The following is a 24,625-nucleotide window of genomic DNA, read 5'->3' on the forward strand; positions in this document are numbered from 1 at the left end:
AGCTGACACCAACCCAATAAAAAAGCATCCATCAGGATGCTTTTTTATTGGCCTTCTTAGCATTGGCTTTAATAACTAACGTTTCGGCGATTTTATCCTGAATCGCTTGCCTGTTTGCATCCCAGTATATTTGAATAAAACCCAGCAACCCGGTTGCCAGGCCAGCACCATAACCACCATAACGCCCAAAACTTTCCCATAAGTTAGGCGTGGTGCCATCCAGCCTTACCACTTTAATACCAAACAACTTTTTGCCCGGCGTCTGGCCTTTCCACCAACAGGTGAAAAAGGTGAAATACAAGGCTGCCCAGCCAAAACCTAAACCTAAGTCGCTGGCAATACCTTTAAACCATTCAATAATGCTGTGAGTTTTGCTGTTATACCAACTGTCCTGCGATTGTGTTTCGTTCGCTGGTTTCTGTTGTTTTTGTGGCGTGGCATCTTTATCTTCAACCGGTATCTTAAACTCTTCCATCAGCTGCTCCCGCTCACGTTTGGACAGAGAATCAATCCCGGATATAACACTACTAAGCAGTTGCTGCTTTTCCTGGCTGTCTATATCCTGATCGAGAATATCCTGTGCATATTCCTGCACCACAGGACGCCAGCAATTAATAATTTGTGGACATTCTCCGTCACTGATTTTTTGTTCTACTTCAGCGCCTTGTTTAACCAACTTCACCGTCAATGCAGTAAGAGCAATCCCCTGACCTGTGGACAGATTAAAGTCACCTTCACTATTCTGGCCACTTGACCCTGCATCATAATAACGCGACAAATCGCTAAATAAGTTCAGTGCAATGACAAACAGTAATATGGCACCGACAAATCTGAAAAATCCACCCAGAAACTTAAACCGGCGACTGTGTTTTAACTTTTTACTTTCTTTATAAAACACCCAGGCCGATACCATGGCCAGAATGAGGCTATTAACATTGGTTAACATAGAAATGCAGATAAAGTCAGTTAATAAGGCAAACCCTCTTGCTTTGGGGGTTGCCAGCGGTGTACCAATTAAATTCTGTGATACACCAAAGGCATAAGGCGTCACAATATCGCGAACTTCCTTGGGCGCTATATTGGGCTCATGTACCGATGACTGTTGCGGCTCAACAGGCTGTGAAAGTGATTCCTGCATAACAATGATCCTATAATTTTGTAATTGCCTGACTTATCCCGTCAGGTGTCAGGGTAAACATACGTTGTTCCATTATCTGTTGAATCATGCCTATCGAAGCATAATATACCCAGTGTTGCTGGGGCTGTGGATTCAGCCATACTGCCTTGTCAAAATGGTGCAATAAACGGTTCATCCATATGCTGCCCGGCTCCTCGTTCCAGTGCTCAACACTGCCCCCAGCATAGTTAATTTCATAAGGCCCCATAGTGGCATCCCCCACTAAAATCAGTTTATAGTCGCTGCCGTATTTATGAATTACATCCCACACATCAACCTGATGTTGCTGCTGGCGCTTAGCACTGGTCCATAAATGTTCATACACGCAATTATGAAAATAAAAGTACTCTAAATGCTTAAACTCACTTTTCACAGCACTGAATAATTTTTCACACTCAGCGATATGAAAATCCATAGAGCCACCAATATCAAACAATATCAGTACCTTAACCGCATTATGCCGCTCGTTTAGCCACTTTAGATCAAGCAAGCCAGCATTACTGGCGGTGGCGTCAATGGTGGTTGCCATATCCAGTTCCTGATTGGCCCCCGTGCGCGCAAACTGGCGTAATTTTCGTAAAGCCAGTTGCAGGTTGCGGGTGCCTAACGATTGCTGGCCATCCAGATCCTTAAACTGGCGTTTCTCCCACACTTTTACCGCACGGAACTGGCCATTTTGGTCACTTCCCATGCGAACACCTTCCGGGTTAAAACCATGAGCACCAAAGGGTGAAGTACCGCCCGTGCCAATCCATTTGTTGCCACCCTGATGTCTTTTTTGTTGCTCCTGCATACGCTGCTGCAGAGTGTCGAGTAGTTTATCCAAACCACCCATGGCTTCGAGTTTGCGTTTTTCATCCTCACTGAAATAACGCTCAATTTGCTTGCGTAACCAGTCTTCGGGAATATCCTTCCCCAGTAAATCAAAAGTTTCCAGCCCGTCAAAATAATCGGCAAAGGCTCTGTCAAAGCGATCAAAACGTGTTTCATCTTTGACCAGCATCAGACGTGATAATTGATAAAACTGGCCCATGTCAGCAACAACCAGTTGTTGCTTCATGGCTTCAAGCAAATCCATTAGCTCAGTGAGACTACAACCCACTTTGTATTGGCGTAGCTTAAAGAAAAAATCGATTAGCATTAGCGACGTGCCATAAAGGCCAGCTTCTCGAACAGATGCATATCCTGCTCGTTTTTAATTAATGCACCATACAAAGGTGGTAAGCTGTTTTTATGCTGTTTATCCCGCAATACGTCAGGATCGATTTGATCGGCCACTAACAACTTAATCCAGTCAAGTAACTCTGAGGTGGAAGGTTTCTTTTTAAGACCAGGCACTTCGCGCAAATCAAAAAAGCTATCTAAGGCTTGTGACAACAACTCTTTGCGCAAACCGGGATAATGCGCTTCTACGATGGCTTCCATCTGCGCCTTATCGGGAAATTGAATGTAATGAAAAAAACAACGACGCAAAAAGGCATCTGGCAGATCTTTTTCATTATTCGAGGTGATAATCACAATCGGACGCTGACTGGCGGTAATCGTCTGATGGGTTTCGTAAACATAAAACGCCATTTTATCCAGCTCCTGTAATAAATCATTTGGAAACTCAATATCGGCTTTATCAATTTCATCGATTAACAGCACCGGGCGGTTTTGCGCTTCAAACGCCTGCCACATTTTGCCTTTTACAATATAGTTAGCAATGTCATGCACCTTTTCGTCACCCAATTGCGAGTCCCGTAAGCGTGATACTGCATCGTACTCATATAACCCTTGTTGGGCTTTAGTGGTGGATTTAATATGCCACTGGATAAGTTCTGTATTTAATGATGCAGCAAGCTCCTCGGCGAGCTGGGTTTTACCGGTTCCCGGTTCACCTTTTACCAACAATGGGCGTTGCAACGTGATAGCTGCATTGACTGCCAGTTTTAACTCATCGCTGGCGATATAACGGGATGTTCCACTAAACGACATAAGTCTAAATCCTTTAAAAATGATTTATTGCCTGACGCTCTAAAATAGCAGACCGCAGCCTACTACTAAACTGCCTGTTACCTTGCTTGTAAGTTTAAAAAATATCTTATAGCGAAAAAACAGTTTGCTTTTAGTTATATAGGATTAACCTTATTGGTGAATAATAAAATAAGGCTAGGATATTCCATGCAAATTTTTGAAGACAATTCCCTATCGATTGGTAACACCCCATTGGTGAAACTCAATCGTGTCACTTCTGGCAACGTATTTGCCAAAATCGAATCACGTAACCCCAGTGCCAGTGTTAAGTGTCGTATTGGCGCTAACATGATCTGGGACGCAGAAAAACGCGGCGTATTAACCGCAGGCAAAGAGTTAGTCGAACCCACCAGCGGTAATACTGGTATCGCGCTGGCATTTGTTGCTGCATCCCGTGGGTACAAACTGACCCTGACTATGCCTGCGACGATGAGCCTTGAGCGACGTAAGTTACTTAAAGCACTGGGCGCCAATCTGGTATTAACTGAAGGCCCTAAAGGCATGAAAGGTGCAATCGCCAAGGCACAGGAAATTGTCGATTCTGATCCGGACAAATACGTAATGCTGGGACAGTTCGATAACCCGGCCAACCCCGAAATTCACGAAAAAACCACCGGACCTGAAATCTGGTCTGCAACTGATGGCAATGTCGATATTTTTGTGGCGGGTGTTGGCACAGGCGGAACCATAACGGGTGTAGCACGCTACCTGAAAAAAACTCAAGGTAAAGATGTGCAATGCGTTGCGGTTGAACCTGTCGACTCTCCGGTTATCACCCAGGCAAAAGCCGGGGAAGAATTAACTCCCGGGCCTCACAAAATTCAGGGTATTGGTGCTGGCTTTATTCCAACCATTCTCGATCTGGATTTGGTGGATGCTGTAGAACAAGTGGGCAATGATGACGCGATGGCAATGGCACATCAACTCATGAAAGAGGAAGGTATTCTGGCCGGTATCTCTTCAGGTGCCGCTGTTGTAGCCGCGAAACGTCTGGCAGAAAAACCTGAAAATGCAGGCAAAAACATCGTGGTTATTTTACCAAGTTCCGCAGAACGTTACCTAAGCAGCCCGCTGTTTGCAGGTGAGTTCAGCGAAGCCGAGCTTGAACAGTAATTTCTCCCCTGGGTGAGCCAGAGGCTCCTGCCGGGGCTCACCCTTGTCTTTACATTTGTTTTTTTTCATCGCAGACTAATTAGCCTTTTTAATCATTAGGTAACTTAGCTAATGCACACACTACCGCGCCTGCTTTACCTGTTAGCAGCTATGCTGATGCTAACCAGTTGTTGGTGGCAAGACGCAAGAGTCAATCCAACCATAGATGGCACACCGGAAGACGCTGCGATCAACTTTTTTGACGCAATTTACAACAAAAAAGACATGGAATTAGCGCTGCAATTATCCTCTCCGCGCATGAAACGCTTGCTTAAATCCTATGTGGTACCCACTCAGGTACAAAAACACTTGTTTAATCTGATGTACGACAAAGTTGAAATTGCACTGGATACCGGCAATACCCGGATGCGCACGCAATTTGCAAAAAATTCAAAAGTATCGGTGTTTTTTACTGGTTATTATATTGACGATAAAATTGAAGATATTCGGGTGGCCAGCATGGTAAAAATAGACGGCAAATGGCGGGTTGAACGGGTAGACATTGCCCACTACTACTAAAACGATATCAGATGCACGCTACACTCTGTAGGTGCATCTCTTTCATCAACAGCCTAATTGGTAACAACTACCCCTTCGCGACGCGGATCGGCGCCACCGATGAGTTTGCCATCACGTAATTCAATGCCATGTAAACCACTGTTAAGCGGCACTAAATTCACCTTGTGCCCCAACATTTCAAGTGCTGGTTTTAGTTTTTCCAGACTGGTGCCGATTTCCAGTTCCGTATCACGGTTACGATTTACCACTTTTGGCAGGTTAATCGCGTCCTGAACATCCATTTTCCAGTCAAGAATAGCGACCAGACTTTGTGCAACATAATCTATGATGCGACTACCACCTGGCGAACCAATGGCTAACACCGGCTTATTTTTGTTATTAAAAACAATCGTTGGTGACATTGAGCTGCGCGGACGTTTACCCGGTTCAATGCGGTTTAATAACCAGCGATCACCAATTTTTGGATTAGTGGCAAAATCAGTCATTTCATTGTTAAGCAGGAAACCACCCACCATTACACCCGAGCCAAAGCCCATTTCAATACTGGTGGTCATCGACAATACATTGCCTTGTTTGTCCACAATTGAAAAATGACTGGTATTGGGGATTTCATAAGAATTATCCAGACCCAACGCAGCCGGAGGATAAGGATGGCCTGCTTTAGCACGCCCCATATCCTGTTTTATATCAATTTTTTCTGCACGACGTTGCAAATAGCTGCGGTTAATCAACGCCGCAAACGGCAGGTTGGTAAAGTCGGTATCTGCCATGTAGATATTACGGTCGGCAAAAGCCAGTTTTGATGCCTGAGTAAATAGATGAATCGCAGTGACACTATTAGGCGCATATTGCTCCAACTTAAAAGGCTCAAGCATTTCAAGAATTTGCAGTACAGTTAAACCACCCGAGCTTGGCGGCCCCATTCCACATACAGTGTAAACCTTATATTCACCACAGGCCGGTTGACGCTCTTTAGCCGTATAACCCGCTAAATCAGACAATTCCATCACGCCCGGATTCACTTCTGAGTTATGCACCGCTTTCACAATCTGTTCAGCAAGGGGACCGCTGTAAAAATAATCAGCCCCCTGTTTAGCAATCCCCATTAAGGACTCAGCAAGTTCGCGATTAATAACTTTTTGTCCTGCCTGCAACGGTTTGCCAAAAGGATAAAAATACAAATTCGCAGGCGCCAGCGTTTTTAAACCGGGATGAATTTCCTTTTCCAGTAAACTGGCTAATCTGGGCGAGACAATAAATCCCAGTTCCGCCATTTTGGCCGCGTCAGTAAATAAACTACTCCAGGGCAATTTGCCGTACTGTTTGTGCACCATTTCCAACATGCGCAACACACCAGGTACGCCCACCGCTCGTCCGCCTTGCACGGCATCCTGCCACTTAGCGACTTTGCCGAATTTATCGGTAAACAAAAAAGCGTTAGTTTTATTCGGTGCGGTTTCACGGCCATCAAAGGTACGAAGCTTGCCGGATTCTTTGTCCCACAACAGCATAAAGCCGCCACCACCAATACCTGATGACTGGGGTTCGACCAAGGTTAAGGTTGCCTGAATTGCCACTGCTGCATCTACAGCATTTCCGCCCTGATTAAGAATTTTTTTACCAATCCAGGCTGCATATGGATTGGCAACGCTGATCATATATTCACTGCCGGTTAGCGATTTTTTAGCTTCATAACCGGTAGCCGCTTCAGGCTCCTGCTCGGCTCTCTGAGGCTCAGCTAACGACTGTAAAGACACACAAATCGCCAGCAGGCTGAACCAGGCTAACCCCTTACTCTTCATCTAAAAACTCCGGATTTGAATGCTACGACCAACATATTTAGGTTAAATTGTCTGTTATTCATTAATTTTTTGCTGATTGACAGGCCTTTTTTGCAAAAAGGCTTCAAACATTTCTTTGGCGGCGTCAGATTCAAGCTGGCGGATAAAGATGTCCAGCTCTTCGTCCATATGCATCAGGACGTTATCTGAGTCATGACGTAACAAAGCTTTAGTATGCATCAGCGCCTGCTGAGGTTTGGCGCTCAACTGTGCACATACCTTATTAACCAGTTCATCCAGTTCCTGTGGCATCACGACTTTGTTAACTAAACCACATTGGCATGCCTCATCTGCGCCAAAGGCGTTACCCAACATCAACCATTCGGCCGCTTTTACATGACCGGTTAAATGTGGCAACAAATAACTGGAGGCATATTCTGGTACCAGGGCGAGATTGATAAAAGGCAGCATAAACTGGCTGTTATCCGCGCAATATACCAGATCGCAGTGTAATAAAAGTGTGGTTCCTATGCCGATTGCACTTCCGTGTACTTGCGCCACAACCGGCTTGGGGCATTTGATTAGCGCTTTCATAAAACGCACGGTAGGACTGATATCGGTATTAGCACCCAGCTCAGCAAAATCCTGCAAATCATTGCCTGAGGTGAAACAATCACCCTGCCCCTTGATACACACAACGCGCACCGAGGGCTCAGTTGCGGCTTTTTCCAGCGCTTCGGCCATTTGCTGATACATGTTAAACGTCAGCGCATTTTTTCGTTCCGGACGCTGAATTAAAATAGTCAGACAAAAATCTTGCTGAGTGACGAGAATATTCGACATAACCTACCCAATAACAATTAACAAAGCCACAGATTAAAGGCGTAACCTCAGTGAATACTTGACTGTGAGTCTTCCCAAACCGCACAATCGGGTCAGACAACACGTCGGACCTATCATACTGTAAATTGCCTTGTGATGCTGTTCAAGTTGGAGCCAAATGTGAAAAAAACACTACCTTTTAGCCAGATAATACTGCCAGCCATGATTACGTTACTGGCATTTTTTGGCTGGTTAACGGCACCTGACAGCACAACCTGGTTTACCTATGACAGAATTGCTATCAGTGATGGTCAGTGGTGGCGATTACTCTCAGCCAATCTGTTGCATACCAACCTTAATCATTTATTGCTTAATCTGGCGGGCCTTTTTCTAATTTGTGCGTTGCATAAACAACATTATCAACCACTGCTATTCTTGATATTGTTTTGCTGGATCTCATTAGTATGTACAACCGGACTGTATTTTTTTGATACAGATTTACGCTGGTACGTTGGTTTATCCGGAACGTTGCATGGCCTGATGGTATGGGGAGCATGGCGTGATATTCAATCTGGCATGCGTTCCGGCTGGCTGCTGCTATTAGGTACATTAGGCAAAATTGCTTACGAACAAACAATGGGCGCCAATGCAGACATTGCGACATTAATTAATGCCGAGGTGGCGACTAACGCACATTTATTTGGCGCCGTTGGGGCTCTGATTTGGATTGCAGGACATTACTGTATTCCCGGAAACAGCATAACGATGTTACAACACAATAAAAAAGGGAGCTAAGCTCCCCTTTACGACATATTAAACTTTGTTACTAAAGGTTCTGTTCAAACAATTTATATATGCGTTTGTATTCGTCCAGCCAGGAAGTTGGTTCAACAAATCCGTGAGATTCAACCGGAAACAAGGCCGTTTCAAAGTTATCTTTCTTCAGCTCAATCAAACGCTGCACCAAACGTACGGTATCCACAAAAAACACATTGCTATCCACCATAGGAGCGTTAATCAGCAACGGCTTTTGCAACCCTTCAGCAAAGTAAATCGGCGAACTCCGTTCGTAAGCGATGGGGTCCGTATCTGGCATATTTAAAATATTGGACGTGTAGCCGTGATTATAATGCGCCCAATCTGACACAGGGCGCAATGCTGCACCGGCCTGGAACAAATCAGGCGCAGTAAATAGCGACATGTAGGTCAGGAATCCACCATAAGAGCCGCCATATGTGCCAACACGATTACGATCAACGTTGGCATTGTCTACCAACCAATTCACGCCATCACGCAGGTCCTCCACCTCGGGTTTGCCCATATGACGGTATATTGCAGTACGCCAGTCTCGCCCATAACCACGTGATGCCCTGTAATCCATATCCATTACTACATACCCTTGCTGAGCCAGCAGACTATGGAACATAAATTCGTGATAATAATCAGACCAGCCTAAATGCGAATTTTGCAGGTAACCGGCACCGTGGGTAAACATCACCGCTTTACGAGGCTCGCCTTGTTTATAATCTTTGGGGTAATACACCCGGGCGAAAACAGGCTGCTGAGTGTGTGATGATGGTACTGGCACCACATCAGGCGCAGTCCATGGTAAGGCCAGAAATTCATCACTGATTGTATGAGTTAAACGTGTTGCTTCAACGCCGGTTTTCGCGTTCTGAATATAAAGCTCTGGCGGCTGCACCAGTTTAGAATGAGTCAGCAACAACTTACTTTCATCCGGACTTAACTGATAGTCTGTCTTGCCCTTTAAATCGGTTAATTGCTCAACAGCCCCGCTTTTTGTATCAACCCGGTAAATATCATAAATACCAGGATGTTTAACATTGGCCTTATAATAAACATAACTGTCGTTATGAGTGACAGTGAGACTATCAACTTCAAATGCACCAGAAACCAATGCCTGTGCTTTTTTACCCGGTTGCTGCATATATAAATTGGCGTAACCGGATTTTTCAGACAGGTAATAAAGAGTTTGCGACTGATTAAACCAGCCAAAGCTGTTAAAGCGATAGTTTATCCAGGCATCGTCGTGCAGACGATCCTGATTGACTAATTTTGCATCCTGCAAATCGACTGTGGCCAGCCATCGGTCTTTGTTATCCCAGGCTTCCAGCATAACAGCAACCTGCTCACCACTGTTATGCCACTGGATAGAACTGCCATTCCAGTACCAATCATCCATCAGCACGATATCGCGGGGCAAACGGTTAACCTGATAGGATTTCCCTTCTCTTGACGCATTTTCTTTCCTGACCTGCGCCAGTACGTCATCGTTATAACCAGGCAAACTGTTATAAGACAAAGGACGGACTTTATTTTGTGTTATATCCACTAACCACAACTGATAATTTTGAGCTTCGGCGTCTGCTACTCGTTGACGTGCTGGCTGTGCTTCAATTCGACCATCTTCATTTACGTAACTTGGCATAATATCGCTATCATCACGTTCGGACACCGGTTTGGATGTTGCCAGCACTAACCATTTGCCATTGGGTGACAAACTTGCTTTTACTGTGTATTGCTCTTGTGGCAAATACACCGGACGCTTGGTAGTGGTCGCATTTTTACTTTCCATCACGTACTGATGGTTAAACTGGGTCTGGCGATCAGTTCGTCGCTGTTTAACCACTCCAATCAATTTTTGTTGTTGTTCAGCGATATAATCAGCTGGCTTGTCGTTGGCTTCTGGCGTCTGTTCAAACGACCATTGCACCAGCAATCCTGTAAAACCATTGGTTAAATCCAGACTAAAGAACTGATCACCGCTTTGGTAGGCCAGATTACCGTTATTCAAAAATAATATCTGACTTGCATCGATATTGCCCTGACTCAGCTGACGTACCTTACCCGTGACTAAATCCTTTACAAATAAATTGCCTTCAAACTGCCATGCCGCTTTGGTTTTATCGCGATTAAATACCCTGTTGTTATAAGCGACCTGATGAAGTTGTTCTAATTCAACTCGCTGACCGTTGTCAGTATCCGATGGGGCTATACGAAATAAATCATTAATTGGCTGGCCTTCACGTTTACGTTCATAAAAAACATGCTGGCTATCATCTGCCCAATAGGCGTTAGATGGCTGACGGCCAATCCAGTCAGGGTCTGACATTATTTTTTCCAGCGTAATTGGCCCGTTGGCATTGGCTGGATGACTTGCAGCATGGATAACAGGCACAGCTGCACGCGACACCAGTTGGGTTTGGGGTGAAGAATCTGGAGTTGCACTACAGGCTACCAGTGAGGCGGACAGCAAACAGGCTGCCACAGATTTATAAGAAGGTCGCATACTACTCACAACTTGGATTAAAAAAGACCGCTATTAATACGTAAAAGTTGATGCTTTGGCAAATCAGAGTGTTATTCTGATGGCAACATCCGTTCACACCTGACTTTTGAGGAAATTATGAAAAAGCTTGTTACCTTACTGGCAGTGCTTGGCTTCAGTAGTGCTACGTTGGCTGAATGTCCAGATGTACTGAAATTTGTAAAACGTAAATTAAACTCACAGGAAACGGTCAATCTGTGTGACGCTTATGCAGGTAAAACACTATTAATCGTTAATACGGCCAGTTACTGTGGTTTTACGCCCCAATTTAAAGGTCTGGAAGCCTTATACGCTAAATACAAAGATCAGGGGTTCAGTATTTTAGGGTTCCCTTCCCATGATTTTAATCAGGAAGATGACGACGAAGGCAAAACGGCGGAATTATGCAAGTTAACCTACGGTGTAAAATTCCCAATGTTTGAGCCCATGTCGGTCAAAGGTGAGGATGCTGATCCAATGTATCGCATCCTGGCTAAGCAGGCAGGCAGCGAACCCAGCTGGAACTTTTACAAATATTTGGTTGGCGCCGATGGCAAAGTTATTCAGGCGTTTGGTTCCAGAACAAAACCACAAGATGAAGACTTTATTAGTGTGCTGGAAGCCAACCTCAAAAAGTCATAGTTAAAATTATGCAGTCTACCCAAAACAGAAAAGCGCCTGTTTAAGGCGCTTAAATCATTCAATTGCACTGCATATTTTATAAAACGACATTGAAACAACTACATCAATATTATTGTTATTGGTAGTGTTGGAAAATTATTCAGGCTTCAGATATACGCAGACAACGAACAGACAGCCACAATTACCAGATAAAATCCAATCCTTAAAAAAACTCTCATAAATCCTCCTTGTTTCCTTGAGTTTTCTCTACCCGTGCTGAGTAGGGCGTAAATTGTAGAAGAAAATATGATAAAATCCAGAAAAAATCAGGAATAAAAAATCCTTTTTTCTGGTCAGAGGCTATTGCATTTGAAAATTATTTTTAGAATCAAAAAGATGCAGACAAAAAAATCCCGCCTAACGACGGGATAACTATACACTCAACTTGGAACACACTTTAGCGGCGGAGCCATGTTTAAACAACCGCGCTATAAAGTTAGTCAATTACCGTTTTGATTAGTTCAACATAAATGCAAAAAAAACGTAAATAATTTCAGAATTTTTCCAGGATATTGATTCTTCAACATTTTTCCGGAAATTTAGCCGTAACACCGGCAAAAAATTGCTGTACTTTTTGCATTTCAGCATCCCAGTCGTCGCTCACCGCAAAACAAGGACCAAATCCCACCACCTTTTTTGCGTAATCAAAATAAATCAATTGCACCGGCACGTTGGCCTGATAAGCAATTTTAAGAAAGCCCGATTTCCATTCCGTCACCTTACTACGAGTCCCTTCCGGTGCCAGCGCCAGCATCAGAAAATCGCTGTCCGCAAATTTTTCGCTTAACTGGGTGACCACACCATGACTACGCGAACGTTCAATCGCTATTCCACCTAAAAACCGCAGTAAACCGGCAAATGGCCATACAAATAAACTGCTTTTAGCCATAAATGCCAGCTTTAAACGCAATGCAAAAACACTGGCCATTCCTACGACAAAATCCCAATTAGACGTATGCGGTGCAACCGCAGCCACAAACTTTTTGTGTTGCGGGAATTGGCCTTCGAAACGCCAGCCCATCATTTTTAATACACCACAACCCAGCCAGTACATAATTCGGCTTTGCCAGCGTGGATTTTGCGCAGGAATATTTAACGCTTCAATATTCAGAGACATGTTTTGCACTACTTAAAATAAGGTGGACATACTAGCAGCTGATCAGCCTGAACGACGAAAAGTAGCCTTTATATTAACGAGATTTTAACAGACTTCTGATATATGCAAAATAATCTGATTAAATTGAGATAAATTATCGATTTAAGTACTGAAAAGAACGGCCTTTTATTATTATAATGCCTGCAAAATAAACGATAGCGTGACAGCTTAGGCTGCACATACATTAATCACAATCACATACTGACTGAGGCGACCATGTTTGACGTTCTGACTCCCCTTCCTGCCGACCCGATTTTAGGTTTATCCGCTGCCTATAAGAAGGATACCAACCCAAATAAAATCGATTTAGGTGTAGGTGTCTATAAAGATGAGCAGGGCCGAACGCCAATCATGAATACAGTGCAAAAAGCCCAGCGCATTTTACTGGAAACCGAAGACAGCAAGACCTATATCCCTCAACAGGGTGTGCAGGGTTTTATTGATGGTATGCTGCAATTAATTTTAGGTCAGGGACATAAAGCGCTGATCGAGAATCGTATTGCGGCGGTACAAGCACCAGGTGGCTGTGGGGCACTGCGCATTTTGGCAGAGCTAATCAAACGTTGTGACGGAGACACCACGGTATGGGTAAGTGATCCAACCTGGGCAAACCACATTCCATTAATTGGCAATGCGGGACTGAATATCAAAACCTATCCTTATTTTGATAAAACCTCTGCCAGCATTAAATTTGATGAAATGGCAGATTGCCTGAAACAAGTTAAAAAAGGTGATGTAGTTTTGCTGCACGGCTGCTGCCACAACCCAACCGGTGCAGACTTAAATAAAGATCAGTGGAATACTGTACTGGAAATTGCTCAGCAAACGGGCTTTATTCCCTTTGTTGATATTGCCTATCAGGGTTTTGGTGACAGCCTGGAAGAAGATGTATACGGCGTGCGTTTGTTGGCAAATAGTTTGCCGGAAGTGATCATTGCGGCGTCTTGCTCAAAGAACTTTGGTTTGTATCGTGAACGCACTGGTTTAGCAGTAATGATTACCGAAACACCGGCAATCGCCAGTATCACTCAGACCCAAATTCAGAGCATTGCACGTGGTATATATTCGATGCCGCCTTCCTATGGTGGTGCATTGGTAGACATCATTTTAAATACACCTGATTTAAAAACGGAATGGATGCAGGAAGTCACCGACATGCGCGAGCGCATGAAAAACTTGCGTAAACTGTTGGTGGATAAACTGGCAGAAAAAGGCGCAAGCAAAGATTTTAGCTTTGTTAATCAACAAAAAGGTATGTTCTCATTCCTGTGTATCTCTCCTGAACAGGTTGAAAAGCTGGTTAATGAACACAGTGTTTATCTGGTAAGTTCCAGCCGCGTTAATATTGCCGGTATTAGTTTGAGCAATGTTGATAATCTGGCAGAAGCTTTGGTAAAAGTACTGTAGCAATTAAAGTAATATGACAAAGGGCACCTTCTGGTGCCTTTTTTGTTTCTGATTTAAGAATATGCCACAGTAGCAATTCTGCTGTTAACTGCGTGAGTTGTATGAATAAACTGAATCACTATTTGTCGATGTTATGTTTTACCGCTGGTTTATTGTTTGGTGTGCAATTACCTAACTGTTTGCATCAGTACGTGCAGCGCGTGGATGCGCATTTTCAGGAAGCCAGTCTTGCCATTGCACCTTATCAACAATTGGCAGACGAGCTGTATAACGGTTCAATGCAGGCCTTAGTGGAAGAACATAAATCGTCGAAAGTGGTGTTATTTCAACGTGAAGCCGAGCCTATATTGCAGTTATATACACGCTGGCAGTACCTGGGACATTTACGTCAGCAACTTAATGGCACTTTAATGCAACAAATGATCGTTGTAGTACAACAAGGTGACTCAGCCATACTTGATGAGACCTTAAGTGATTATCAGGCGACAATCCCGCTAACGCCTGTTGCTATTATTTGTGCACTTATCGGTGGCGTATTAGCCAGTATTTTATTTGAGTTAATTAGCAGTTTGTTATTTGCCCCATTCAGACAAAAAAACAGGACGCAAGCGTCCTGAAATTTTCATATTAAGTTGTACCCTAACGCTTATTCGGCATCCGGTTGCAAATGGGGCTGCGCCTTTTTAAACGCATCCAGCTGCATACAATTATCCGCCACGCGCTGAATAGTTGGAAACTGTTGCATATCCAACCCAAAGCGTTCGGCATTGTATACCTGCGGCACTAAACACACATCGGCCAACGTCACATCAAAACCAAAACAATAGTCTGCTGCGGTACTTTGCAGGCGTTTTTCCACGCCAGCAAAACCTTTTTGCATCCAGTGGCAAGCCCACCTGGCTTTGCCCTGTTGATCCTGATTGAACTCGTCTTGCAGATAATTCAGTACCCGTAAATTCCCAAGCGGTTGCATATCAGCTGCGAAATCTAATGCAAGAGTTCGAACTCTGGCGCGCTCTAGTGCATGAGCGGGTAATAATTTAACGCCCTGCTCGTACTTTTCGTCAACGTACTCGATGATAGCTAACGACTGATTAAGAATAATATCTTCATCGTCATCATAGAGCGTTGGCACCAGTTCAGCAGGGTTTAAACCAAGATACTGTTCGCTATGTTGTTGTCCACCATCTTTAACCAGATGCACCGGCACAATTTCATAATCGAGTTGTTTTAGGTTAAGCGCAATCCGCACCCGATAGGTAGCAGATGAGCGCCAATAGCCATAAAGCTTTAATGACATAGTTTACCTACAGTGATTTTACCGTTTGTTCGATACTGCCAAAAATACACTGTCCTTGCGGGTCTTGCATGTGAATTTTGATGGTATCGCCAAAACGCATAAAGGCAGTTGAAGGTTTACCGTCACGAATGGTTTCAATCATGCGCACTTCTGCAATGCAGGAATAGCCAACACCACCTTCACTAATAGCGCTGCCGTGATCTGTGCCCTGTTTATTGGAAACTGTCCCGGAACCAATAATCGCACCAGCACCTAAATTACGGCTTTTAGCCGCATGTGCGACTAACTGACCAAAATGGAAAGTCATGTCCTCACCCGCTTGTGGCTTACCGAAAGGCTGGCCATTGTATTCAGACAATAACGGCAAATGTACTTTACCTGCCTGCCAGTGCTCACCTAATTCATCGGGTGTCACTACCACAGGTGAAAATGCAGACGCAGGTTTAGACTGGAAAAATCCAAACCCTTTGGCTAATTCACCAGGGATGAGACCACGCAAAGACACATCATTAACCAGCATGATCAGTTTAATGTGCGATAACGCATCTTCTGCCGAAATGGCCATGGGCACGTCATCGGTGATGACCGCGACTTCACCTTCAAAATCAATGCCCCATTCGTCGCTGGGTAAAATAATGTCATCACGCGGCCCAATAAAGTCATCGGAACCACCCTGATACATCAAAGGATCGGTCCAGAAGGTGTCAGGCATTTCAGCACCACGTGCTTTACGCACTAATTCAACGTGGTTGACGTAAGCACTGCCATCTGCCCATTGATAGGCGCGAGGCAAAGGAGATTCACACTGAGACTGTTCAAACGCAAAACTGTCCTCAACATCTCCTGAGTTTAGATTTTGATAAACGGCATTTAACCCACTTTCACATTCTTGCCAGTTATCAATCGCCTGTTGCATGGTCATTGCGATAGTGGGAACCGCAACGGCTTTAGATAAGTCTTTACTGACAACCACTAACTGGCCATCACGAGTATTATTTTTTAAGGTAGCTAACTTCATATTTTATTTAACTTTCCAGCTATTTACGTAGTCAGGATTTTCCACCACTAATGCACTCTCACCTATTTCAAGTGCATCACGGGTATCCAGCATCACAGCGACTTCATCGGTAAATTTCTTTTTATAGGCTTGTCCGGCAGCAAAAGCTTTAGGGTGCGGCCCGTGGGTGAAGCCAGCAGGATGGAACGACACCATACCCGCATCAATATTATCGCGACTGAAAAAATCCCCAGCGTGATAAAACAGAACTTCGTCATAATCATCGTTGCTGTGGTAAAACGGTACTTTTAAGGCTCCCGGATCACTTTCAATGGGTCTTGGCACAAAGGTACAAATCACAAACCGGCTAGCCACAAACGTGGTATGCGCCGAGGGTGGCAAATGATACCTATGGCTCATTAGCGGACGAATATCGCGCCAGTTAATGCGCACCACAGCTAAATCACCATGCCAGCCAATTGCATCCAGTGGATTAAACGGATAGGTAATGGTTGAAATTTGCTGGTGACGCTTAATTTCAACCTGCCATTCATTTTCATCCTGCTGAGCTAAAAACGCATCGTCAATTTTAGGTGTATCCAGCATAGCCGCATCGAATACAGCATGCGGACCGACCATGCCTTTTTCCGGCAATTGATAGCTATCGTTGGTGGCTTCGATTAACAGAATGGTCATGGGTGAAGTCGGTTCGATACGCCACATGGTCGAGCGAGGCAGTACGATATAATCACCATCACGAATTGTTAAATGGCCATAATCGCAGAACAGCTCACCTTCGCCCTGATGAATGAACAACAGTTCATCACCATCGGCATTACGGGCCAGTTTCGGCATGGCGCTATCCAGTTTCCACAACCGATAACGACAATGTGCGTTAAATAAAATATCCGGCACATTCCACGGACAGGGTGTGCTGATTTGCTGCAACTGGTTTAGATCAAGTAAACGCGGACGCAATGGCCCTTGCCAGTCGCTCCAGCCTGTTGGCGCATGTTTGTGATGTAAATGGGTAGCAGGGCCGAAAAAGCCGCTGCGACCGATTTCACGTTCATATATTCCCTGCTCAGGAAAATCAGCATGCGCCTGACGCGATACCTGACCTTCCTGACGAGGAAAATGGATCCATTTACGCATTTTCGATTACGCCACGACGAATTTGATCTTCTTCAATGGACTCGAATAACGCTTTGAAGTTTCCTTCACCGAATCCCTGATTACCCTTGCGCTGAATAATTTCAAAAAATACCGGACCAATAACAGTATCGGTGAAAATTTGCAGCAAGATGCCGTCTTTCATTGGCGCACCATCAATTAAGATTTTCAGTTCCTGCAGATCTTTTACGTTTTCAGTGTGACCTTCAACACGTGCATTTACTTTTTCATAATAGGTATCTGGTGTGTCCATAAACGCCAGACCACGATCTTTTAAGGTGCGCACGGTTTGGTATATGTCGTTGGTGGACATAGCAATGTGCTGGATCCCCTCACCGTTATATTCACGGATAAATTCTTCAATCTGAGATTTATCATCAGAAGATTCGTTAATTGGAATACGAATTTTGCCACAAGGGCCGGTCATGGCTTTGCTCACCAAACCCGTTAACTTGCCTTCTATATCGAAATAGCGGATTTCACGGAAGTTAGCGATACGCTCGTAGAAATTAGCCCATACCGACATGTTGCCGCGTTTAACGTTATGAGTAAGGTGATCAACTTCAAATAAACCAGCACCCGCTTGTTCCATTTTGGCTTGCCAGTCTGGATAGAAGCTGAAGTCGATATCATAGATAGACTGACCATCCTGATAACGGTCAACAAAATACAAGGTGCTTTCACCAATGCCATATACGGCAGGGATATTCAGCTCCATAGCGCCGAGATTACCTACGAACTGTTTGGCGCCATTTTCTAACGCATGTTGTAATGCTTTGTTGGCATCCGCCACACGCCAGGCCATACCACAAACACTTGGGCCATGTTTACGCGCGAATTCTTCCGCTTGAGACGCAGGCTCTGCATTAACAATAAAGTTAATATCACCTTGTTTATATAACCAAACCTGTTTTGAACGGTGTTTTGCCACTTCAGCAAAACCAAGTGAAACAAACAAATCTTTTAATGCTTTGATGCCCTGCTCATCTGCCGCAGTATATTCAACAAATTCAAAACCATCGCAGCCAATTGGGTTATAAGTAGGGTTAGTCATAACTACATCTCTCTTTATTTTTTATTAAGGTTTAGAGCGACTTACACTCTTTTTAGTTAGACGCAATAAACCGTAATTTGTGCCAAAAGAGAAGAGGTGTGCAGTGAGTGACTTTTTAGCTCCTAAAAGGAAATTTTGTATTTAAAAATGTACAGCTGGAATGAGACGATTTATGAAGAGCCAGAATCAGGGTATTTATCCAAGATAAACACCCTGATTCGTAACGAAATAATTACAAAAGTGACACTAAAACTTTACAGACTTCTTATTAATGCCGTAATCACGCAATTTATTAGCAATGGCGGTATGACTAAGACCCAGTTTTTTAGCCAGTTGTCTTGTACTGGGATGAGCAGGATACAAACGACGCAATAACTCTTTTTCGAAGTTTTTCACGGCTTCATCCAAAGTGCCTTCAAAGTCCTCAGCGAAATAACTGATTTCGCTATTAGCACCCGGTAGCTGAATACTGTCTTTACTAAGTTCGGTGCCTTCCATCAAGGATACGGCGCGATACATGGCGTTTTCCAGCTGGCGTACGTTACCTGGCCAGGGGTAGCTTTGCAGATACTCAACGCAACTTCGATTTAGCTTAGGAGGACGACAGCCGACTTTACTACTGTGTTGTTTCACAAAACGCTCAGCCAACGGCACTATATCTTGTTTACGTTCCCGTAGCGGCGGTAAATGCACACTCATCACATTAAGGCGATAATACAAATCTTCGCGGAATAAACCGTCGTCCACCAGTCGCTGCAAATCTTTATGCGTAGTACAGATAATACGTACGTCCACTTTAACTTCTTTAGCATCACCAACACGGCGAAACGATCCATCATGCAACACACGCAGTAATTTTGCTTGCAACTGCGGCGACATATCGCCTACTTCATCCAAAAATAAAGTACCGCCTTGTGCCTGTTCAAACAGACCGCTTTTACTTTCACTCTGACCAAATGCGCCCGGTCCGTAACCAAATAGTTCGGTCTCAGCCACATTATCCGGTAGCGAGGCACAGTTAAGCGCTAAAAATTCCTGTTCAGCACGACGACTGGCTAAATGACAGGAGTACGCCAGCAATTCCTTGCCTGTACCAGTCTCACCTGAAATCAGCATGGGTGCATCAAGCTCGGCCATTTTACGGGCTTCTTTGACCACTTTTTTCATTAACGGACTGTTGGCCTGTATACGCTCAAAACTTTCACCGTCGGTCTGGTTAAAGGCATTCACTTGCTGCCCCAGGCGGTATTCCGATTTCAGCAATAACACTGCACCGGCCAGAATATTGCCACCTTCAACATCAGACACCATCACAGGCATAATGTCAGCGATAAAGTCCTGCTCTATAAATTGTACTTTGTGGGTTTCAACCTGAATATTGTCACTGTCCATCCAGCGATTAACATTAAAGCCCTTAACCAGCTCGTTAATATCAGAGCCTTTTATCTCATCAATACTGCATTCAAGCCCAGCGACAACCGCTTCATTGACCAACACCACCCGGCCTTTAGGATCAATCGAAAATACCGGATCAGGTAACGTTTGCAGCAAAGTAGCGAGCTGATGTTTCTCACGTTCATTTGGCATATAGGGAATGGTTTTAACATCAGAAATTCCATCAATACGGCGGATCTCTGGCATCAGGTGTTGGAACTCGGCAAATTCAATAGAGGGGAAATGCAGATAAATTTTACCGGTTTTATCGATTTCAATTCCTTTTAAATCGATTTCGTGACGAACTAAAATATCCAACACGTCTTGCGCTATGCCCAGACGATCCTGACAGATAATTTCTAATCGCATATACACAACCTACAAAGGAAACAGTTGTAAAGATTTTATTACATTATTGGAGAGATTATCAACAAATTAGCGAAGTAATGCATGTTGTGTCAGCCTTTGCAGGCTGACACAACCGGACAGAGTTGGATGATTAGTCGAGCAATTCGTCTGTTTTAGCAGCACATATAAAATCGTTTTTGTGCAGACCATTAATTTTATGCGTCCACCAGGTGACGGTCACTTTACCCCATTCAAGCAAAATTGACGGGTGGTGGAATTCTTCTTCCGCCAATTCACCCACTTTATTGGCAAAAGCCATCGCCAGTTTAAAGTTTCTGAAAGTAAATTCACGCTCCAGCATCATGATGCCGTCACGTGCCATCGGCGTCCAATCGGGGATCATTTTCATTAACTGAGTTAATTCTTCATCCGTCACTTTTGGCGCATCGGCCTGACAGGCTTCACATTGCTGTTTAGCTAATTCTGACATAACAATTTTTACTCCTAGCTGGCCATTTTTTCTTTTGGCGGAAATTTAGGGGCATGCAAGCCCAAAAGTTTAGCTTGTTCCACTAACGACATAATATCGCTCTCAGCAATATCATGCAGTTGCGATAATTGATTAATACAATAGTAAACTGGCTGCATAATATCGATACGATAAGGCGTACGTAACGCATCGAGGATATTCATTTTTTCGCGACAAGGTTTATCACTTTCCAGCGCATACATGGTTTCACCTGGCGATGATAAAATCCCTCCACCATATATACGCATTCCGTCTTCGGTATTCAATAATCCAAATTCAACGGTAAACCAGTACAAGCGTGCTAAATACGCTCTGTCTTGTTTACTGGCCGCATACCCCAGTTGACCATAAGTATGAGTAAAATGCGCAAAATCAGGATTCGTCAGCAGTGGGCAGTGACCAAAAATCTCATGGAAAATATCTGGCTCACGCAGGTAATCAAACTCTTCGCGTGTACGAATAAAGGTAGCAACAGGGAATTCTTTATTTGCCAGCATGCGAAAGAATTCATCAAAATCAATCAGGGCTGGAACCTGGGTGACTTTCCACCCTGTTCTGGCTTGCAATATTTCATTGATTTCACTTAACTGCGGAATGCGACCTTTTGGTAAATCCAGCAATGCTAATCCATCAACATATTGCTGACAGGCGCGACCTTCAATCACGGTTAACTGGCGCTCAATTAAATCGTGCCAAATTTGGTTCTCTTCGTCTGTCCATTGAATGATGCCATTAGCATCTGGCAGTTTTGATACATATTGGGATGTTTTACTCATACCAGTGTCTCACCCTCTAAATATTATAGTTTTGGCGTTAAGCCAACAAAGAATTTAGGGTCAGTCTACTGATTTTAAATTGGGGTAAAAGAGGGACATATAGGATTTCCGCCGCCACAACCGTAACATTAAATTTACATATCAATAATAAACAAGTGAAGATATGCCCTAAAAGATTGAAAAATCATTTAACTTGGAAAGTATTAATTACACATTAAAAAAGCCTGTACCGATAATCAATACAGGCTTTTTTCCTCCACGCTAATGGAATTGGTTTACTGGGAAACGCCTTTAAAGCTTGTTTATTTCCCGATTTAACTGAAACTCTGCTGTTGTTACATAGGTTTCCATATTACGTAACTTTTGCTCAATTTCAGCGTAGTGCGCTTTAATATCCTGACATGCCTGCTTGGCAGATTCACCGGATTGCCACACTTTGGTTTTTACTTCGACGCTTTTATCGTCGCCAGGTGCGGAATGCCACCCTTTACCTTGCTGTTTATAATGCTCTTTACTGGGGTCTGCAAAGCCAGGTTTTTTCTCCAAAATGAACCAGGCTGCAATGTAAACCACGATAAAGAACGGGCCACTTCCTAACAATGTTGCTGTAACAACCAGAATCCGAACTAACCATATTTCCATGCCAAAGTATGCTGCGACACCTGCACATACCCCGGCAATTTTGCCTCGGGCCGGATCCCGGTAAAGTTCACGTTTGGTTGTCATAGTTTATTTCTCCACTCCGGGGCTTCCGCATCCAGGATAGCTTCCAGTGTATTGATTCTGTCTGACATTTGTTCCGCTTTCGCTGCCAGCTCTTTAATTGTTTCGTACTCTTCCGCAGTAAGGCCCTGACTTACCTGACGTTTACTACGGTAGTGTAGGATTAACCATATTGGCGCGACAAAAATCATAAATATAATGATGGGCGCCATTAAAATATCGATATCCACTACACCTTCTCCTTAATTAGTCAGTTAAGTTTATTTTTTAGCTGATTTTGCTGCGCTTTTTGTCTTACCTGACAGTTTTGCTTTTAACGCGGCTAATTCATCATCTACTTGATTGGCAGATTCCAGCTCTTTAAACTCATCGTGAAGCGTCTTTTTACCCATATCATAGGCATCAATCTGCGACTCGATATCATCAATGCGGTTCTCGTAGCGTTCAAAACGGTACATGGCATCATCAACTTTAGTGCTATCCAGCTTTTTCTTCACTTCAAGACGCGAACTGGCCGCTTGCTGACGCATAATAATCGATTTCTGGCGATTTTTGGCATCGGCCAACTTTTCCTGCAACTGCACTACTTCGTTTTGCAGTTTTGAAATTTGCTCATCAATCAACACTAGCTCATCACGCAATGCAGACGCGTTGTCAGCTGATTTTTGCTTTTCAATCAATGCTGCGCGAGCTAGATCTTCACGATCCTTGCTAATTGCCAGTTCAGCTTTTGCCTGCCAATCGTCGGCTGCCGCTTCATGTTTGTTAATTTGACGCTCAATATCTTTTTTGTTTGCGATGGTTTTCGCAGATACCGAACGTACCTCAACTAAAGTGTCTTCCATTTCCTGAATAATCAGGCGAACCATTTTTTCAGGATCTTCTGCCTTATCTAATAAGGAGTTGATATTGGAATTCACAATGTCAGTAAAACGCGAAAAAATACCCATAATGTTTACCTCGTTAGTTACTGTATTAAATCGAACTTGGTAAATAACGGTATTCAATTACCAGGCCAATTATTTTTCTTCAGTAACTCTTTGTTTTTTATATAAAACTAATTTACTACCCTTTTAAGCTCAACTACAATATTATTTAGTTAAACCAACATTTAGCCGATTAGACCACTTTTTAAGGATTTAGGGCAAACGAATGAGCCGTTTTCGTAAACAGGACAATCTGCTTGGCCAGTCAAACAGTTTTTTAGCCGTGCTGGAGCAGGTGTCGCAAGTCGCCCAGCTAAACAAACCTGTATTAATTATTGGAGAGCGAGGCACGGGTAAAGAGCTGATTGCCGCTCGTTTACATTACCTTTCTCAACGCTGGGATCAGAACTATCTTACCCTGAATTGTGCAGCCTTGAACGAAAATCTGCTGGAAAGTGAATTGTTTGGTTATGAAGCTGGTGCATTTACCGGTGCCTCTAAACGACGCGAAGGTCGCTTCGAACTGGCTCACCAAGGCACCTTGTTTTTAGATGAACTCGCGAACACGTCAGGATTAGTCCAAGAGAAATTATTACGGGTTGTTGAATATGGCGAATTTGAACGTGTGGGTGGCTCCCGAACCGTAAAAACCGATGTGCGTTTAATTGCCGCCACCAACGAAGATTTACCCTCGTTAGCCGCACAAGGTGAATTTAGAGCCGATTTACTCGACCGTTTAGCCTTTGACGTTATTACCTTGCCACCGTTGCGCCATCGCCCGGAAGATATTCTTTTATTAGCAGAGCATTTCGCCATCAATATGGCGCGCGAAATGGAGCTGGAGTTATTCAGTGGCTTTACTGAAAAAGCGCGCAATACACTGATGGATTACCACTGGCCGGGCAATATTCGGGAGCTCAAAAATGTGGTGGAGCGGGCGGTTTATCGTTGTAATAATCCCCATTTACCGGTGCATGAAATTAGCCTGGATCCTTTTGAATCAGAATTCAGACCGACGGCAAGAGTGAAAACACAGGATAGAGTCGCGGCAACGACAACAACGCCAGTTGAGCCACAAGTTGTCGAAACAATCTCGTCCCCTAAAACTACAACTAACGAACCCGCCGCAATTAATTTTCCACTTGATTTAAAACAAGCATCTCAGGATTTTGAAATTGAGCTGCTCAAAAAAGCCTTGGCAGATAGCCAGTTTAATCAGAAAAAGACTGCAGAAAAACTGTGTTTAACCTACCATCAGCTAAGAGGTTATTTGAAGAAATACAATCTGTTAGATGGGACCGCAGATGATCAGGATTAAGTTGACGT

At 43.9% G+C, this 24,625-nt stretch carries 24 protein-coding genes; 7 read left to right on the forward strand and 17 right to left on the reverse strand.

Translation table 11 applies throughout. The features are described 5' to 3' along the window. Positions 1 to 31 precede the first annotated feature (31 nt). From H8B19_RS11000 to H8B19_RS11010, 3 genes are read right to left on the reverse strand one after another with little or no spacing between them, the layout of a single operon-like run. Complete coding sequence (locus H8B19_RS11000) at positions 32 to 1,138, reverse strand: RDD family protein (protein WP_186506931.1); 1,107 nt, start codon at positions 1,136 to 1,138, stop codon at positions 32 to 34. 10 nt (positions 1,139 to 1,148) lie between these two features. Then, a complete protein-coding gene (locus H8B19_RS11005) occupies positions 1,149 to 2,318 on the reverse strand; it encodes a vWA domain-containing protein (protein ID WP_186506932.1) in 1,170 nt (389 codons plus the stop codon). Further along, positions 2,318 to 3,154 (reverse strand): AAA family ATPase, encoded by an 837-nt coding sequence (locus H8B19_RS11010; protein ID WP_186506933.1) that lies wholly within the window; start codon positions 3,152 to 3,154, stop codon positions 2,318 to 2,320. The genes H8B19_RS11005 and H8B19_RS11010 overlap by 1 nt, the downstream gene beginning before the upstream one ends. Before the next feature lie 186 nt (positions 3,155 to 3,340). Here H8B19_RS11010 and cysK point away from each other — a divergent pair, with 186 nt between their 5' ends. Further along, positions 3,341 to 4,306 carry a cysteine synthase A gene (gene cysK / locus H8B19_RS11015; RefSeq protein WP_186506934.1) on the forward strand — a complete coding sequence of 322 codons (966 nt, stop codon included), beginning with the start codon at positions 3,341 to 3,343 and terminating at the stop codon, positions 4,304 to 4,306. Between the two features lie 111 nt (positions 4,307 to 4,417). After that, on the forward strand, positions 4,418 to 4,864 hold the full coding sequence (locus H8B19_RS11020; RefSeq protein ID WP_186506935.1) for a nuclear transport factor 2 family protein: 447 nt from the start codon (positions 4,418 to 4,420) through the stop codon (positions 4,862 to 4,864). A gap of 53 nt (positions 4,865 to 4,917) precedes the next feature. Here the strand turns inward: H8B19_RS11020 and ggt are convergent, their stop codons facing one another. Further along, complete coding sequence (ggt, locus tag H8B19_RS11025) at positions 4,918 to 6,666, reverse strand: gamma-glutamyltransferase (RefSeq protein ID WP_186506936.1); 1,749 nt, start codon at positions 6,664 to 6,666, stop codon at positions 4,918 to 4,920. Between the two features lie 54 nt (positions 6,667 to 6,720). Further along, on the reverse strand, positions 6,721 to 7,488 hold the full coding sequence (locus tag H8B19_RS11030) for an enoyl-CoA hydratase (protein WP_186506937.1): 768 nt from the start codon (positions 7,486 to 7,488) through the stop codon (positions 6,721 to 6,723). Positions 7,489 to 7,647: 159 nt separating this feature from the next. Between H8B19_RS11030 and rrtA the strand changes: the two genes are divergently transcribed. Next, positions 7,648 to 8,262, forward strand: a complete 615-nt coding sequence (gene rrtA / locus H8B19_RS11035; RefSeq protein ID WP_338401521.1) for a rhombosortase — start codon at positions 7,648 to 7,650, stop codon at positions 8,260 to 8,262. Positions 8,263 to 8,293: 31 nt separating this feature from the next. Here rrtA and H8B19_RS11040 read toward each other — a convergent pair whose 3' ends face one another. Further along, on the reverse strand, positions 8,294 to 10,777 hold the full coding sequence (locus H8B19_RS11040; RefSeq protein WP_186506939.1) for a S9 family peptidase: 2,484 nt from the start codon (positions 10,775 to 10,777) through the stop codon (positions 8,294 to 8,296). A 117-nt stretch (positions 10,778 to 10,894) separates the two neighbouring features. On the opposite strand from H8B19_RS11040, the gene H8B19_RS11045 reads away from it, so the two are divergent. After that, a complete protein-coding gene (locus tag H8B19_RS11045) occupies positions 10,895 to 11,437 on the forward strand; it encodes a glutathione peroxidase (protein WP_186506940.1) in 543 nt (180 codons plus the stop codon). A gap of 559 nt (positions 11,438 to 11,996) precedes the next feature. Here H8B19_RS11045 and H8B19_RS11050 read toward each other — a convergent pair. Beyond that, positions 11,997 to 12,593 carry a lysophospholipid acyltransferase family protein gene (locus H8B19_RS11050; RefSeq protein ID WP_186506941.1) on the reverse strand — a complete coding sequence of 199 codons (597 nt, stop codon included), beginning with the start codon at positions 12,591 to 12,593 and terminating at the stop codon, positions 11,997 to 11,999. Between the two features lie 255 nt (positions 12,594 to 12,848). On the opposite strand from H8B19_RS11050, the gene H8B19_RS11055 reads away from it, so the two are divergent. Continuing rightward, positions 12,849 to 14,039, forward strand: a complete 1,191-nt coding sequence (locus H8B19_RS11055) for an amino acid aminotransferase (RefSeq protein WP_186506942.1) — start codon at positions 12,849 to 12,851, stop codon at positions 14,037 to 14,039. A gap of 101 nt (positions 14,040 to 14,140) precedes the next feature. Then, positions 14,141 to 14,656: a DUF2937 family protein gene (locus H8B19_RS11060; RefSeq protein ID WP_186506943.1), complete on the forward strand. Its 516-nt coding sequence runs from the start codon at positions 14,141 to 14,143 to the stop codon at positions 14,654 to 14,656. A gap of 29 nt (positions 14,657 to 14,685) precedes the next feature. Here H8B19_RS11060 and maiA read toward each other — a convergent pair whose 3' ends face one another. The 10 genes from maiA to pspA all read right to left on the reverse strand — a co-directional run bounded on the left by maiA (position 14,686) and on the right by pspA (position 23,323). Continuing rightward, entirely contained in the window at positions 14,686 to 15,339 is a 654-nt protein-coding gene (maiA, locus tag H8B19_RS11065) for a maleylacetoacetate isomerase (protein WP_186506944.1), read from the reverse strand. 7 nt (positions 15,340 to 15,346) lie between these two features. Then, on the reverse strand, positions 15,347 to 16,357 hold the full coding sequence (locus H8B19_RS11070; RefSeq protein WP_186506945.1) for a fumarylacetoacetate hydrolase family protein: 1,011 nt from the start codon (positions 16,355 to 16,357) through the stop codon (positions 15,347 to 15,349). A gap of 3 nt (positions 16,358 to 16,360) precedes the next feature. Further along, a complete protein-coding gene (locus tag H8B19_RS11075) occupies positions 16,361 to 17,491 on the reverse strand; it encodes a homogentisate 1,2-dioxygenase (RefSeq protein WP_186506946.1) in 1,131 nt (376 codons plus the stop codon). Further along, positions 17,484 to 18,563, reverse strand: a complete 1,080-nt coding sequence (gene hppD / locus H8B19_RS11080; protein WP_186506947.1) for a 4-hydroxyphenylpyruvate dioxygenase — start codon at positions 18,561 to 18,563, stop codon at positions 17,484 to 17,486. The genes H8B19_RS11075 and hppD overlap by 8 nt, the downstream gene beginning before the upstream one ends. A gap of 246 nt (positions 18,564 to 18,809) precedes the next feature. Beyond that, the gene (tyrR, locus tag H8B19_RS11085; protein ID WP_186506948.1) at positions 18,810 to 20,366 is read right to left on the reverse strand and encodes a transcriptional regulator TyrR; all 1,557 of its coding nucleotides are present in this window, start codon (positions 20,364 to 20,366) and stop codon (positions 18,810 to 18,812) included. 130 nt (positions 20,367 to 20,496) lie between these two features. Continuing rightward, the gene (locus H8B19_RS11090) at positions 20,497 to 20,835 is read right to left on the reverse strand and encodes a 4a-hydroxytetrahydrobiopterin dehydratase (protein WP_186506949.1); all 339 of its coding nucleotides are present in this window, start codon (positions 20,833 to 20,835) and stop codon (positions 20,497 to 20,499) included. Between the two features lie 14 nt (positions 20,836 to 20,849). After that, the gene (gene phhA / locus H8B19_RS11095) at positions 20,850 to 21,650 is read right to left on the reverse strand and encodes a phenylalanine 4-monooxygenase (protein ID WP_186506950.1); all 801 of its coding nucleotides are present in this window, start codon (positions 21,648 to 21,650) and stop codon (positions 20,850 to 20,852) included. A gap of 291 nt (positions 21,651 to 21,941) precedes the next feature. Further along, on the reverse strand, positions 21,942 to 22,376 hold the full coding sequence (gene pspC / locus H8B19_RS11100) for an envelope stress response membrane protein PspC (RefSeq protein WP_186506951.1): 435 nt from the start codon (positions 22,374 to 22,376) through the stop codon (positions 21,942 to 21,944). Next, complete coding sequence (gene pspB / locus H8B19_RS11105) at positions 22,373 to 22,603, reverse strand: envelope stress response membrane protein PspB (protein ID WP_186506952.1); 231 nt, start codon at positions 22,601 to 22,603, stop codon at positions 22,373 to 22,375. Before pspB ends, pspC begins: the two co-directional genes overlap by 4 nt. A gap of 30 nt (positions 22,604 to 22,633) precedes the next feature. Then, the gene (pspA, locus tag H8B19_RS11110; RefSeq protein ID WP_186506953.1) at positions 22,634 to 23,323 is read right to left on the reverse strand and encodes a phage shock protein PspA; all 690 of its coding nucleotides are present in this window, start codon (positions 23,321 to 23,323) and stop codon (positions 22,634 to 22,636) included. 202 nt (positions 23,324 to 23,525) lie between these two features. Between pspA and pspF the strand changes: the two genes are divergently transcribed. Beyond that, a complete protein-coding gene (gene pspF, locus H8B19_RS11115; protein ID WP_186506954.1) occupies positions 23,526 to 24,617 on the forward strand; it encodes a phage shock protein operon transcriptional activator in 1,092 nt (363 codons plus the stop codon). Positions 24,618 to 24,625 lie beyond the last annotated feature (8 nt).

The sequence above is a fragment of the Neptunicella marina genome, assembly GCF_014270035.1.
In the GTDB taxonomy this organism is placed as follows: Bacteria; Pseudomonadota; Gammaproteobacteria; order Enterobacterales; family Alteromonadaceae; genus Neptunicella; species Neptunicella marina.